This window comes from Protofrankia sp. Cas8 (assembly GCF_963555845.1).
Classification (GTDB): domain Bacteria; phylum Actinomycetota; class Actinomycetes; order Frankiales; family Frankiaceae; genus Protofrankia.
In genome coordinates, this window is sequence record NZ_CAUVXI010000160.1 from 1 (window position 1) to 13,163 (window position 13,163).

Sequence of the window (13,163 nt, forward strand, 5' to 3'; positions counted from 1 at the left end):
GGGGCAGGTATGACCAGGGGATCCCGGTCCGGGTCACGTACTGGATCGCGTTGACGATCTCTCGGAGGTCGTGGATCGGCTGCTTGATGCCCAGGCCGCGATGGCTGGCCCGCCAGGCGGTCAGGACCGGTTCGATCAGTGCCCAGCGGTCGTCGGAGAGGTCGGAACGGTAGGTGGGTCGAGGCTGCATACCGCGGGCCTACCGGCAACTCCAGATCCTTAAAGGTGTACCCGGCCCATCATCATCCAGACTTATCGGATGAGTCACCACCAACACGAACAAGACGCCCTCTGAGCGGGGGGCCGCCCGCAAGGGCGGTCCCTACCGCGATCGGGCCATCGACGGTCGTACTCGGCTCCACCGGACACGGTCATACCTGACCCGCCCCGATGGAGTCAAAGATCGTTATCCATGACGTTAAGTAACATCAGCGCGGGGGTGAGGCACTCCGCGGCGTTTTTGGGCGCGTCCGCTCATGCCGATGAGCGGCTGCTACGAGGGCTGGTTCACGTCTTGGCATTCGTCACGGTACGCAACAGGCGTCAACAGCCGTCTGACCATGCTCGTAGGTTCGAGATCATGCGAGCTGTAGCATGCTGCAAGACGGATCAGGCGAGCGGGGGCACGTGTGACCGAGGTTTCATGGGACTTCTTCATCTCCTACACGGAGTCCGATAGGGCATGGGCGGAGTGGGTCGCCTGGCAGCTTGAAGTAGCCGGCTACCGCGTACTCGTCCAAGCCTGGGACTTCGTTCCCGGCGCAAGCTGGATGACGTCGATGCAGGCCGGTATCACGGAGGCGCGGCAAACCATCGCCCTCCTGTCCCACGCCTATCTTCGGTCCGTATACGGTCAGGCCGAGTGGCAGGCAGCCGCTAGAGCGGACCCGCTCGGGCTCGCCAGAAAGCTGATACCCATCAGGATCGAGGACTGTCCGCGGCCAGGGCTGCTCGGCCAGATCGTTAGCATCGACATGTTCGGCGTCACCGCAACAGCTGCGTCGCGCCTGCTGCAAGAGCACATCCGATACGCCATCAGTGGCCGAGCCAAGCCAACGGCCGAGCCGCAGTTTCCGTTCCCCCAGATGCCTGGAGATGCCACTCCGCCGGTCAAGCCCCAGGATCCGGTCGGGCCCGTCTTCCCGCCACTACACGCAGACCGACGCCCGCCTGTCCGGGAGGTCGGTGAGGTGTTTCAGCCAACCGGAACACCAGAGGTTACCTTCGTGCAGCAGCAGCACTTCCTGCCCTTCAAGATGACGTTGCGTCAGCCTGGGCTTAGCATCGTTCTCGAAGGTCCCTCAGGTCTCGGCAAGACGTCCCTGTTGATGCATGCCATGGAGCAGGACAAGGCCCGTTTCGGCGAGCCGACGGTCTACAGCGCCCGGGTTCCACGGGACGTAGAGAAGATCGACAAGCTGGTCATCGACGGCCATGACGGGGTCATCGCGATAGACGATCACCACCGGCTATCCATCGAGCAGCAAGGCCGCGTCGTCGACTACCTCAAGCGCCTCGCGGACAGTGGCGCCCGCTCAAGGAAGATCGTAGTCGTCGGTATTCCGGAGACGGCGCGCTCGCTCGTGAAGATCAGCCCAGATATTGCCAACCGTATTAGGATCTTCCGACCCAAGGCGGCGTCCGAGAATGAGCTGCTGGCGTTGGTGGAACTCGGCGAGAAGGCGCTCAACATCCAATTCGAGGACAAGCTCTCGATCGTGAGGGCATCGAGCGGAAGTCTGATCATCGCCCAAGCGTTGTGTTGGCACTTGGTGACGATGGCCCGCATTGAGGAGACGGCGCGCAGCCTCAAGACGGTACGCACCGATATTCGGAGCGCCCTAGAGCTAGTTTCGGAGGAGCTGCGAATAAAATATCACGAGCTCGTGGAGGAATTCGCCGCGCTGGACGATTCGGACGAAACTATCTGCATCGAGCTTCTGATAGGACTGGCGAAAAACGCGGACGGCGTTCTATACCTGGACGAGTACCGGAAGCAGAACCCCAAACTGTCACGTGCGGTGGACCGCCTCTTCATGCAGGGGATCGGTGCCGGCCTGGCGGGAAACCCGTTGATATCCGGAAACCTATTCTATGACGTACAACGAAGGCGTCTGATCGCCGACGATCCGCAGTTCATTTTCTATATTCGGCAGCTCAAGCGGGAACGTCTCCTGCGGGGAGCAGGCAAACGCTCACCGACATCCAGAAGAAAAGTCTTCATTTGCTACAGTCACCAGGACGAGTTCTGGCTCAACCGACTGCTGGTCCATCTTAGCCCGCTGGAACGCGACGGCCGCTTGGACGTGTGGTCAGATAAACGCATCCGGATCGGCGACGCTTGGCGGAGCGAGATCGACATGGCGCTCGATTCCGCGGCGTCTGCGATTCTACTTATCAGCGCCGACTTTCTGGCCTCGAGTTTCATCCGAGACGTGGAGCTGCCGAAGCTGCTCGCGGCAGCCGACAACAGAGGCTGCCGGATAGTACCGATCTTGGTCGCAGCCAGCGCTTTTCATCAGACGCCGGCCATCGCGAGGTTCCAGCACCCGAACCCCAGAAGCCGGACCCTCGCTGCGGTTACCCGCGAGGAGGCGGAGCAGGTGCTCGCCGAAGTCGCCCGTCTCATCGAGCCTCAGTGACGATCCCGTTTGTCACTGTGCGTCGCGGCGCCAGGTGAGGGTGATCGTGCCGTCGTCCGTGTCACGCCATTGGCGCGCGAGGGTGCGGAGGCGGGTGTGGATCGCGTCAATGCGCTCAGGTGTGGCGGTGTTCGGTAGCTGGAATCCGAGCCGGTGCGCAGTGTCGCGCGGGTCGGGTGCGGTGAGGGAGTCCGGGTCGAGCCGCGCGACGATGATCTTCCCGGGTTGCTCCAGATGAGGCTGGGGGCCGAGGAGAGCGACGGCTTCCTCGGCTCGCATGAGGCCGGTGAAGTCGGCGCCGGGCTGCTCGGTGAGGGGCACGCGGTCGCGGGTAATGACGGCTTGGCTGTCAACCATGACCACGTCGGCGCCTTGATCGATGAGGCCCCAGAAGCCGTCGGTCAGGCCGAGTTCCACCTCCACGATCAGGTGGACGAGGTCGTGCGGCAGGACGTCGCCGTAGCTGGGGAACTCCCAGCGGGTCGTCGAGGCGTCGCTGCGGGTGACGTGCACCCGGTCCAGTTGTCCGCGGCGCCGGGTGAACGAGACGGTTAACGCGCTGGTCATCGTCGGCTCACCGGGCGAGCCGGCGGGCCCGCATCGGGTCGCACGCGAGACTCGGCCGGGTCGATAGCCTCACCGGCGCCGGTCCCATGTCGTGTCGGCTGCTCAAGGACCTCGTGCAGACGGGCAGCGAACCCGGCAGGGCGCAGGATGAAACCGGAGTGGCCGCCGGGGAACTTCACCAGCGGCTGGCCCAACTCCGCAGCCAGGGCGTGGGCGCACCGGTGGGCGAAACCGGTCGTCGAGGTGGCGCCGGCCGCGGGAACGATCCGGTCCGCCGCGGCATGCAGGCCTGGCCAGTCCAGACGGTAGCGCCGCACGGCGGGAGCGTCATGGGTCAGGAAGAAGGTGAGGTTGGCGATCCGTTCTGGCTTGGGCTGCGGCGGCGCGACGTCGGCCTCCCGGTCGGTGATGTCGACCCCGGCGAGGGCAAGGAACTGCCGCATCGCCGCGGCCATCCCCTCGCTGCGGTACAACCGTTCGATCTCCTCCTGGCCGCTGGCCGCCTGCTCCCGGTCACGCTCCGGTAGCAGTTCGGTGGCCGGCGGTTCGTGCGCGACGAGCAGCCGCACCCGCTGTGGGTGACGGCAGATCAGGTCCAGCCCGACCAGGGCCCCGAGGCTGACACCGAACACCAGCGCCGGGCTGTCGGTGACCGCCGCGAGCACCCGGGCAGCGTCGTCGCTGTGCGTCGCCACATCGACAGCGGTGTTCTGATCGTGCAGCGGGCTGCGCGTCAGCCCCCGCCGGTCGTAGCCGACCACCGTGTACCGGCCGGCCAGCCGCTCGGCGAGCGCGTCGGTAGCGTCGGCGTCCCCGTCACCGCCCGGCAACATCAGCAGCACTGGCCCGTCCCCTCGGACCTTGAAATAGAGCGTGGCTCCCGGCACAGCCAGCAGCCCTACCCGTGGCGCGTCCTGCACGATCCGCCTCCCCAAACCAGATAAGAAACCCAGGTATCTTACGTAAGGGTAGGCTAGCCGACCGCGATAGGGAACTCAAGTATCTTGTGAGCATGTCATCCGACAGATGGGCGCCCGCGACGAGTTCCGGTGACGGCCGGTCGGCACCGCGGTCCCGACGGCGGGGGGACGCCCTGGACCAGGCCATCCTGGACGCCGCCTGGGACGAACTCGCCGCGGTCGGCTCCACCGCGCTCACCGTCGCCGCGGTTGCCGCGCGGGCGGGAACCAGCAAAGCGGTGCTCTACCGCCGATGGCCTACCCGCACCGACCTGCTCGCCGCCGCCGTCAGCAGACGAGTCGTCGACCTGGCCCGCCCACCCGTCGACACCGGCACTCTGCGCACTGACGTCATCGCCGTCCTGACCACGATGAACCAGCGGGCCCACGCCGCCCAGGCCGTCCCCGACATCGACGACGAACTCGCCACCCACCTGCGACGGCAAGCTCACGCGGCCGGCGCCGACCAGATGAACCTCGTCCTCGAACGGGCCCGCAGACGCGGCGAAATCGACCCCGACAACATTCCGGCCCGCCTCGCACGCCTTCCCGTCGATCTGCTTCACACCGAGCTGTCGCTCCAGCCATCGCCTGCTCCTTACGACCTGATCGTCGAGATCGTCGACGAACTCTTCCTTCCGCTGGCGTTCCTGCGAGCCTCGCCGCGCCCAGCTCACGACAACACGCCCTGCTCTTAAACGCTGCAGCTGAAGTGGCCAGATACACCCCAGTGGCCATCCACTGGCCAACTAGCCCAGCCAGTGGCCAAGCTCGCGCGATCCCTACAGTTGGCCGGACGCCGCGAGGCACGGCTGAGAGATCATCGCGCACCTTCCCCTTTTAGGAGAGGATCAGGCACTGAACGACTCGGCTTCCCCGAACCCTTGGGAGCGCGGCTATGGGTTCTCGCCGCCGTCAGCGTCTCCACAGCGCTATCCGCATTGTTGCCACCGCAACCGTCCTACTGGGTGGCGCCGCCCCCATGGACACCGGCGCCATTCTCGGCAAACGCTGGAGCAGGCGGGGTTGGCCAGTTGGTTGATCTCCTCGCAGGCATCGTGGTTGGACTGCTCGTCGCGGTCGTCCTCGCCGCCAATTTCGACGCGGCCCTTCCCCGGTTCTCGCGTCGGTACGACCGCACACATCAGCCTGCTCACCGTATCCCTGACTCAGAGGATCCCAGACCGGACCACTCCCCGACCCCTGGCACCGAGAGTGACCCTGTGAGGCAGGTGGGATGACCAACCCGACCGCACTCATCTGCCGCGTGTGGTGCGTTCGTCGGTTCGTACCAGGTGGGTCCGTCGGCTACCTCGTCGCCGTTGGTGAGAAGGCGCGGTTAACGCTTCCGTCCGTAGAGGAAGTACGCCGCCGGTGCCAGCCCGAAGGAGTTGATCAGGGTGACCGTCGGGATCCACGCCCACTTGGATCCTCGGATCTGGCCGGCTGGCCGGCGCCAGATGTCGACGAGCGCGGCCGTCTTGAGCGCGCCCTCCGCGGCGGCCGCCAACACGATCGCTCGCTGGGTGCGCTTACTCAGGTCGCTCCACCTGCGCTTAGCTGGCCGTTTGACGGTGGTCGGATGGACGGCGGTATTTGCGCTCAGGTCCTCGACTGCCGTGAGAGCGCGTTAGCGCTTGGTGAGCCGTTCGAGGGAGATGACGGGCCGTGTATGCATGAGTGTCCCGGACGGAACCGTCGCCTTACGCGAGGCGTGTGCCCAACCGGCGGCCACGGCGGCAGTCCGCCACCGCGGCGGGACGTCTCAGGGCGACACGGGCTCGAGGACGAAGACCGGGATTACGCGATCGGTCTTCTTCTGGTACTCGGCATAGTCCGCGTAGGCGGCGACCGCACGCTGCCACCACGCGGCTTTCTCCTCGCCGGCGACCTCTCGGGCGATCATGTCCTGCTGGGTGGGGCCGTCCCGGAGCTCGACGTGCGGATCGGCGATCACGTTGTAGTACCAAACCGGGTTCTTCGGCGCTCCGCCCAGCGACGCCACGATGGCATACCTACCCTCGTGCTCCACCCGCATCAGGGGCGTCTTGCGGATCTTCCTGGACCTCGCGCCCCTGGTCGTGAGGATGACCACCGGCATCCCGAACAGTGTGATGCCGTCTGTCCCGCCGGACCGCTCGTACAGCTCCACCTGGTCACGCACCCACTTCTGGGTGCTCGGCTCGTACTCACCGTCGAGAGGCATGCAGCCAGTCAACACGACCTGTCCGAACACGCCCATTCGAGGTGTCCGTGAAGGGAATCGAGCTCCCGTTCGGACCGGGCGCCGTGCCCGTTTCCCTGTCTCCCACCCGTCATCCTCAGCCACGCAGCCGCGCTCCCCTCCGAGCGTCGCCGGCCTGGAGGCCCACGGTCACGAAGCGTCACTGCAATGGTCACGCGGTTCGGAAGCTGGACTCGTCCGCTCTTGCCGCCGGGAGTGCGTCGGCACTCAGTGGAGTCCACGCACGTGGTGTACGGGTTGTGATCGTCTAACGACTCGCCGGAGCGGCGGTCCGTGACGTAGAGCGACCACCGCGTGATCCTCACGAGAAACCTGCGAGAGCAACTCGATGAGGAGATACGCGATGGCCGTGCGTCCGACTGTGACCGATACCGAGGGACTCGGCAAGGAGCTGATGGCGGCGAGTCCGGACCTGTTGGGCTCGATGGTGAAGGCGTTCGCGGAGGCGTTGATGGGCGCCGAGGCGGACGGGATCTGCGGCGCGGAATACGGGGAGGTATCCGCGGATAGTGGACCGTACCCGCTTTAGTGGACACTCGGTAAAGCTGCCCGAACGGCGTGTCCTGCCCGGCCCAGTTGCGTGAGTCCGTTTTCCATTTCGCCGGGCGGGGGGCGCTGGACATCGACGGCCTCGGCTACGAGACCGCGGTTGCGCTCCTCGACGCCGGCCGCATCCGGGACGTCGGCGACGTCTTCCACCTCACCGGGGAGTCCTTCGAGGGGCTGCGGGGCTTCGCCGACAAGAAGATCGACCAGATTCTGCGGGGGATCGAGGCGGCCCGGCACCGGCCGCTGTGGCGGCTGCTCGTCGGCCTGTCGATCCGGCACGTCGGGCCCACCGCGGCCCGCGCCCTCGCCCGCGAGCTTCGGTCGGTCGACGCGATCGCGGCGGCGCCGGTGGAGACGCTCGCCGGCGTGGAGGGTGTCGGCCCGACCATCGCACGGGCGGTCGTCGACTGGTTCGCCGACCCGCGCCACACGGACGTCGTCGCCCGGATCCGGTCCGGGTGCGCGCAGACCACCGACGCCGACGGGGAGGAGGCTCCCCGGCCGACCCCGACCCGGCCGACCCCGACCCGGCTGACCCCGCCCCGGCCGTCACGTCGGCCGCCGCCGCCGTCGTCGCCGCGCAGGCCGACCCAGCCGACCCAGCCGCCCCGGTCGACGCGCAGGCTCCAGCCGACCCGCAGGGCTGAGCGCGCAGCCGGGGCGTCGCCGAGGGCGGCGAGGACGCAGGCATCCGGCTGACGCCGCGGACCTGGCCCGGCTGGTGGGGCGGTTCAGCGCGATGGCGGTCACCGGCCCGGCGCTGGTGACGTAGCCGGCTCGATCCGGGCCAGGATGACGGTGACCGTCTGCGTGAGCTCCTCGACGTAGAGCTGCCGGCCGGGCGGGTCCTCGCCCGGCGCGTGCTCGCGGGAGTAGTCGGCCAGGGCGTGGATCGTGAGCGTGAACGCGAAGACGTAGGCGAGCGTGGCGTGCGGCCCGAGCCGGGCTTCGAGCGCGGCGCTCACCACCCGGAAGTTGCCACCGAGGCCGCCCTCGGCGAGCTGGCGGTTCCGCTGCGGGTCGGCCAGGACGCGCGCCAGGAATCGCAGCGTCGTCGGCGATTCCTCGAGCAGCGGGCTCAACGTGCCGACCATGATCCGGGCAGCGGACTCGGGATCGATCGGGACGGTGAGCAGCGCGGTGTTGCTCGTGTGCAGGCGCGGGTGGGTGTGGTCGATGTGCTCGCCGATCGCGGTGAGCAGGTCGTCGCGCGAGCCGAAGTAGTAGCCGATCACGTCCTTGTTGTTCTGGCCGGCGGCCACCCCGATCCGGCCCAGGGACACCCCGTCGAGCCCGTGCTCGGCCAGCAGCTCGATCGCGGTGTCGAGCAGTCGTTCCCGCGTCTGCGGCGAGCCTCGACGCACGGTGGTCATTGCCAGCTCCCGGTCTTGCCGTCGGCCCGTAAGGTGGTTACCTTACGGTGTAACCCAGGTCACTGCCGATTGGTTCACGTCCGATCCGCGAGGAGCCGCGCCATGTACCACGTGTTCAGCGTCGACGACCACATCATCGAGCCGGCCGACGTCTGGTCCTCCCGGGTACCGGCCAAGTATCGCGAGGCCGCGCCGCACGTCGTGGAGGCGGACGGCCGGGAGTGGTGGGTCTACGAGGGCACGCGCCAGGTCACGATGGGCCTCAACGCGGTGGCCGGGAAGCCCCGCGAGGAGTGGGGCATGGAGCCGGCCCGCTTCGCGGACATGATCCCGGGCTGCTACGACCCCACACAGCGAGCGAAGGACCTGCGGGCCGACGGCATCTTCGCCAGCGTCAACTTCCCGACCCTGCCGGGCTTCGGCGGCCGCAAGTTCGTCACCTTCGAGGACAAGGATCTGGCGCTGGCCTGCGTCCAGGCCTGGAACGACTTCATCCTCGACGAGTGGTGCGCCGCCGCGCCCGAGCTGTTCGTGCCGATGACGATCGCGCCGCTGTGGGACGTCGAGCTGGCGGCCAAGGAGGTCGAGCGCACGCTGGCCAAGGGCGCCAAGGCGCTGTGCTTCGTCGAGGACCCGTCGCAGCTCGGGATGCCCGGGTGGCACACCGAGGCCTGGGACCCGCTGCTCGCGGTCTGTCAGGAGGCCGACCTCCCGATCTGCATGCACGTCGGCTCGGCAGGCAGCTCCACGCTGCTGGGTGACCAGATCCCGATCGTCGAGATCGCGTCGTCGTTCTCGCAGACGGCGCGCTACTCACTCAACCTGATGTGCTCGCCGGCTCCGCGCACATTCCCGGACATCAAGTTCGTCTGGAGCGAGGGCGGCATCGGCTGGCTCCCGGCGGCGCTCGAGCGGGCCGACGCGCAGTGGGAGAAGCACGGCTACTGGAGCCACCTCGAGGGCGCGACGCCGTCCGAGGTCGCCAAGCGCAACATGTGGTTCTGCATGATCGAGGAGCCCTGGGGGCTGACGACCAGGGAGGTCTACGGCTACGACCGGATCCTGTTCGAGACCGACTACCCGCACGCCGACACCACCTGGCCGCGGACCCAGGCGATCTGCAAGTCGCTGTTCGCCGACGTCCCGCGGCACGAGGTCGACGCGATCACGCACAGCAACGCCGAGCGGCTCTTCCATTTCCCGCTGACCGTGCCGACCGGGAACGGAGCCGGCGCGTGAGCGCTCCGCTCGAGGGCGTCCGGGTCGTCGACCTCACCTCGGGAATCTCCGGGGCGTACGCCACCAAGCTGCTCGCCGACGGTGGCGCGGACGTGGTCAAGGTCGAGCTGCCGGCCGGTGACTGGCTGCGCGGCTGGCGGGTCGGCGACAAGCCCGTCCCGGCGGGCGCAGACGGCGCGCTCTTCCAGTTCCTCGCCGCGTCGAAGTCGTCGGTGGTCCTCGACGTCGGCGCGATCGCCCAGGCGCCCGATAACCCGCTGGGCCACGCCTTGCTCAGCGGCGCCGACCTGGTCTTCGCCGACGCCGACGCCGACCCGGTCGCCCTGCGCGCGCGTTATCCGCACGCGGTCGTCGTCGCCATCAGCTCCTGGGGGCTCGGCTCGTCCTGGGCGGACCGGCCGGCGACCGACGCGGTCTTCCAGGCCATCGCCGGCGCGCCGATGACCCGCGGCAACCCGGCCCACCCGCCGGTCATCGAGGGCGGCGACCTCGCCGAGTGGGCGGCTGGGCTGCTCGCCGGGATCGGCGGGCTGGTGGCGCACTGGAAGTCACTCACGAGCGGGACGGGGGACCTGGTCGACGTCTCCAAGTTGGAGGCCGCGGTCCTGACCTTCTGCATGTATCCGGTGACCTTCGCGTCGATCGCCGGCGGGCCGATGCGCAGCAACCGGGCGCGCAACCTGCCCTCGATCCACCGCACCAAGGACGGTTACGTCGGCTTCATGACGGTCACCGGCCAGCAGTGGCTCGACTTCTGCGTCCTGGCCGAGCAGCCGGAGTGGATGGCGGACGAATCGCTCATTCAGTTCGAAGAGCGCAGCAAGCGGGCGGCCGAGCTCAATGGCGTGATCGACGAGTGGGCGGCGACGAAAACCACCGCCGAGATCCTCGACCTGGCGGACGCCCTGCGCGTGCCGGCCGCCGAGGTCGGGCGGGGCGACACCCTCCCCGAGATCGACCACTTCGTGGCGCGGCACGCCTACACGACCAACCCCGGCGGGTTCGTCCAGCCGGACGTGTCGTACACGCTCGGCGGCGGCGCGCAGCGGCGGCCGTTCGCGCCCGCGCCGGCGCCGGGACGCGACACCGAGCGGCTGCGCGCCGAGCCCGTCCGGAACCCGGCGGTAGCCGGGGTCACCCCAGGGGAGGACGCGTTGCCGTTCGCCGGCCTGCGGATCGCCGACTTCACGATGAACTGGGCCGGGCCGATCATCGGTAACGTCTGCGCGATGTTCGGCGCCGACGTCATCCACGTCGAGTCGGTCCAGCGGCCCGACGCGTTGCGCTTCAAGAGCCTCAAGCCGCTCGGCGACCCCGACTGGTGGGAGTGGGCCCCGCTTTACATCGGCCCCAACACCAACAAGCGCGACCTGACACTCGACCTCGGCTCCGAGACCGGCCGCGACCTGGCCCGCCGGCTGGTCGCGCACTGCGACGTCGTCATCGAGAACTACTCGCCGCGCGTCATGGACAACTGGGGACTGACGTACGACGCCCTGCGCGAGGTCCGCGACGACGTCATCTTCCTGCGCTGCCCGGCGTACGGACTGTCCGGGCCCTGGCGCGACCGCGGCGGCTACGCCCAGACGATGGAGATGGCGTCCGGCCTCGCCTGGCTGACCGGCTGGCCGGGCGCGCCGCCGGAGATCCCGAACGGCCCGATGGACCCGCTCGCCGGCGGCCACAGCACCTTCGCGCTGCTGCTCGCGCTCGAGCATCGCCGTCGTACGGGCGAGGGGATGCTGCTCGAGAGTCCGATGATCTTCGGCGCGCTCAACGTGGCGGCCGAGCAGGTGATCGAGCACTCGGCGTACGGCACCCTCCTCACCCGCCAGGGCAACCGCAGCCCGCACGCGGCGCCGCAGGGCGCCTACCGCACCGCCGACCCGCTCCCGACCGGCGAGCTCGACCGCTGGGTGCTGATCTCGGTGGCCTCGGACGAGCAGTGGCGCGCCCTCACCGAGCTGCTGGGCCGGCCCGAGTGGAGCCAGGCGCCTGAGCTCTCCTCGGCCGCCGGTCGGCACGCCGCGCACGACCAGATCGACGAGCGGCTCGCGGCCTGGGCGGCGACGCAGGCCAGCACCGAGCTGGTCGACCGGCTCGTCGCGGCCGGGGTCCCCGCGGCGGTCGTCGCGCGCCAGGACGAGTCGCCGGGGCTGACCCCGATCCGGGAGCGTGGCTTCTTCGAGACCGTGCTGCACCCGGTGACCGGTGGGCAGCTGCTGCAGGGCTATCCGGCCCGGCTCGCCAGCGGCCCGCCGGTCTACAACCGGACTTCAGCCCCGTTGCTGGGCCAGGACAACGCCGACATCCTGAAAGGCCTGCTCGGGGTCACCGACCAGGAGTACGCCGCGCTCGAGGCCGCCGAGGTCATCGGCACGATGCCCTCGACGGCCGGACACAGCAGGGGGATGCGTTAGATGAGCCAACCAGGGCTGCTCGACGGCGTGCGAGTGCTGGAGTCCGCGATGCTCTTCAACGGCGACCGGTTGGGCTGTCTGCTCGGCGACCTCGGGGCCGACGTCATCAAGGTCGAGGCTCCGCCGGTCGGCGACTACCTGCGCGACTTCCTCGGCCAGGTCGTGCCGCACCACAGCCCGGCCCACCTCGAGGTCAACAAGCACAAGCGCAGCGTCGTGTTGGACCTCCGCGCCCAGGACGGCCTCGAGACCTTCTGGCGGCTGCTCGACACCGCCGACGTGTTCGTCGACGGCAACGCCGGCGACGCCCTCGACCGGCTCGGCATCGGCTACGCCCAGCAGCAGGCCCGCCGGCCCGGGATCGTCTACTGCCAGTACTCCGGCTTCGGGGCCCGCGGGCCGTACGCCTCGATCCCCACCCACGGGCAGATGATGAACGCGCTGGCCGGCGGTTATCCGCACGAGCTCGGCGAAGACGGCTTCGTGCGCCCCTCGACCGCGGTGCCGTTCATGGGCGGGATCAGCGGCGACGACGGCACGGCGACCGGCGCGATCTACGCCGCCTACGCCATCGCCGCGGCCCTCGTGCGGCACGGCCGGACCGGTGAGGGCGCGTACCTCGACGTGGCCGCCTCGGACGCGGTCGTCGCCAACTCGTGGGTCGGCGCGACGTACGGCCTGAACAACGATCGGATCACCGACCGCCGCTCGCTGCCGGCCAGCGACGAGACCGGGGCCAGCGCGAAGTACCAGTTCTACGCGTGCGCCGACGGCAAGGTGCTGCTGTTCTGCGCGATCGAGCCGAAGTTCTGGCGCAACTTCTGCCGGGCGATCGGGCGCGACGACCTGATCGGTGGCGGCAACGGCCAGCCGGTCGACTTCGCCGGCGGCCAGGACGATCTGCGCCGTTCGTTGGCCGAGATCTTCCGGTCCCGCCCGCTGGCGGAGTGGGTCGCCATCGCGGTCGAGCACGACATCGCGCTGGGACCCGCCTACGGCGACGCGACCGACCTGCTCACCGATCCGCACGTACAGGCGCGGGGGTTGCTCGTCGAGACCACGCACCCGGTGGCGGGGGCGTACACGAATATCGGGTTCCCGGCGCTGATCGCCGGGATCGACTACCGCGTTCAGCGCGGGGCCCCGAGGTTGGGCGAACACAACGCCGA

The 13,163-nt window shown here is 68.7% G+C and carries 11 protein-coding genes and 2 pseudogenes; 7 read left to right on the plus strand and 6 right to left on the minus strand.

Features of this window, described 5'->3' with window-relative positions; translation table 11 throughout:
• A partial coding sequence (locus U9977_RS19675) for a transposase (RefSeq protein ID WP_322750755.1) occupies nucleotides 1-190 on the minus strand: 190 nt, incomplete at its 3' end.
• Between the two features lie 439 nt (nucleotides 191-629).
• Between U9977_RS19675 and U9977_RS19680 the strand changes: the two genes are divergently transcribed.
• Nucleotides 630-2,642: a TIR domain-containing protein gene (locus U9977_RS19680; protein WP_322750756.1), complete on the plus strand. Its 2,013-nt coding sequence runs from the start codon at nucleotides 630-632 to the stop codon at nucleotides 2,640-2,642.
• A 12-nt stretch (nucleotides 2,643-2,654) separates the two neighbouring features.
• On the opposite strand, the gene U9977_RS19685 is transcribed toward U9977_RS19680, so the two are convergent.
• Together U9977_RS19685 and U9977_RS19690 are read right to left on the minus strand one after the other, a co-directional pair.
• Nucleotides 2,655-3,209 carry a hypothetical protein gene (locus tag U9977_RS19685; protein WP_322750757.1) on the minus strand — a complete coding sequence of 185 codons (555 nt, stop codon included), beginning with the start codon at nucleotides 3,207-3,209 and terminating at the stop codon, nucleotides 2,655-2,657.
• The gene (locus U9977_RS19690) at nucleotides 3,206-4,129 is read right to left on the minus strand and encodes an alpha/beta hydrolase (RefSeq protein ID WP_322750758.1); all 924 of its coding nucleotides are present in this window, start codon (nucleotides 4,127-4,129) and stop codon (nucleotides 3,206-3,208) included. Before U9977_RS19690 ends, U9977_RS19685 begins: the two co-directional genes overlap by 4 nt.
• Before the next feature lie 92 nt (nucleotides 4,130-4,221).
• Here U9977_RS19690 and U9977_RS19695 point away from each other — a divergent pair, with 92 nt between their 5' ends.
• Nucleotides 4,222-4,866 (plus strand): TetR-like C-terminal domain-containing protein, encoded by a 645-nt coding sequence (locus U9977_RS19695; protein WP_322750759.1) that lies wholly within the window; start codon nucleotides 4,222-4,224, stop codon nucleotides 4,864-4,866.
• 641 nt (nucleotides 4,867-5,507) lie between these two features.
• Here U9977_RS19695 and U9977_RS19700 read toward each other — a convergent pair.
• Complete coding sequence (locus U9977_RS19700) at nucleotides 5,508-5,681, minus strand: hypothetical protein (protein WP_322750760.1); 174 nt, start codon at nucleotides 5,679-5,681, stop codon at nucleotides 5,508-5,510.
• 252 nt (nucleotides 5,682-5,933) lie between these two features.
• On the minus strand, nucleotides 5,934-6,374 hold the full coding sequence (locus U9977_RS19705; protein WP_322750761.1) for a nitroreductase family deazaflavin-dependent oxidoreductase: 441 nt from the start codon (nucleotides 6,372-6,374) through the stop codon (nucleotides 5,934-5,936).
• 382 nt (nucleotides 6,375-6,756) lie between these two features.
• On the opposite strand from U9977_RS19705, the pseudogene U9977_RS19710 reads away from it, so the two are divergent.
• Together U9977_RS19710 and U9977_RS19715 are read left to right on the plus strand one after the other, a co-directional pair.
• Nucleotides 6,757-6,921 (plus strand): annotated as a pseudogene (locus U9977_RS19710) (IS256 family transposase); the annotation flags it as partial.
• 38 nt (nucleotides 6,922-6,959) lie between these two features.
• Nucleotides 6,960-7,466: pseudogene (locus U9977_RS19715) on the plus strand (helix-hairpin-helix domain-containing protein); the annotation flags it as partial.
• A 242-nt stretch (nucleotides 7,467-7,708) separates the two neighbouring features.
• Here the strand turns inward: U9977_RS19715 and U9977_RS19720 are convergent.
• Nucleotides 7,709-8,335 carry a TetR/AcrR family transcriptional regulator gene (locus U9977_RS19720; protein ID WP_322750763.1) on the minus strand — a complete coding sequence of 209 codons (627 nt, stop codon included), beginning with the start codon at nucleotides 8,333-8,335 and terminating at the stop codon, nucleotides 7,709-7,711.
• 102 nt (nucleotides 8,336-8,437) lie between these two features.
• Here U9977_RS19720 and U9977_RS19725 point away from each other — a divergent pair, with 102 nt between their 5' ends.
• The 3 genes from U9977_RS19725 to U9977_RS19735 all read left to right on the plus strand — a co-directional run.
• Nucleotides 8,438-9,574: an amidohydrolase family protein gene (locus tag U9977_RS19725; RefSeq protein WP_416210702.1), complete on the plus strand. Its 1,137-nt coding sequence runs from the start codon at nucleotides 8,438-8,440 to the stop codon at nucleotides 9,572-9,574.
• Complete coding sequence (locus tag U9977_RS19730; protein WP_322750765.1) at nucleotides 9,571-11,994, plus strand: CoA transferase; 2,424 nt, start codon at nucleotides 9,571-9,573, stop codon at nucleotides 11,992-11,994. The genes U9977_RS19725 and U9977_RS19730 overlap by 4 nt, the downstream gene beginning before the upstream one ends.
• The coding region (locus tag U9977_RS19735) for a CaiB/BaiF CoA transferase family protein (RefSeq protein WP_322750766.1) at nucleotides 11,995-13,163 on the plus strand (1,169 nt) is incomplete at its 3' end. It lies immediately after the preceding gene.

Coding starts and splice junctions, on each gene's coding strand:
- U9977_RS19685 (WP_322750757.1), bottom strand. CDS start 3,209: ATGACCAGCGCGTTAACCGTCTCGTTCACCCGGCGCCGCGGACAACTG.
- U9977_RS19695 (WP_322750759.1), top strand. CDS start 4,222: ATGTCATCCGACAGATGGGCGCCCGCGACGAGTTCCGGTGACGGCCGG.
- U9977_RS19705 (WP_322750761.1), bottom strand. CDS start 6,374: ATGCCTCTCGACGGTGAGTACGAGCCGAGCACCCAGAAGTGGGTGCGT.
- U9977_RS19720 (WP_322750763.1), bottom strand. CDS start 8,335: ATGACCACCGTGCGTCGAGGCTCGCCGCAGACGCGGGAACGACTGCTC.
- U9977_RS19725 (WP_416210702.1), top strand. CDS start 8,438: ATGTACCACGTGTTCAGCGTCGACGACCACATCATCGAGCCGGCCGAC.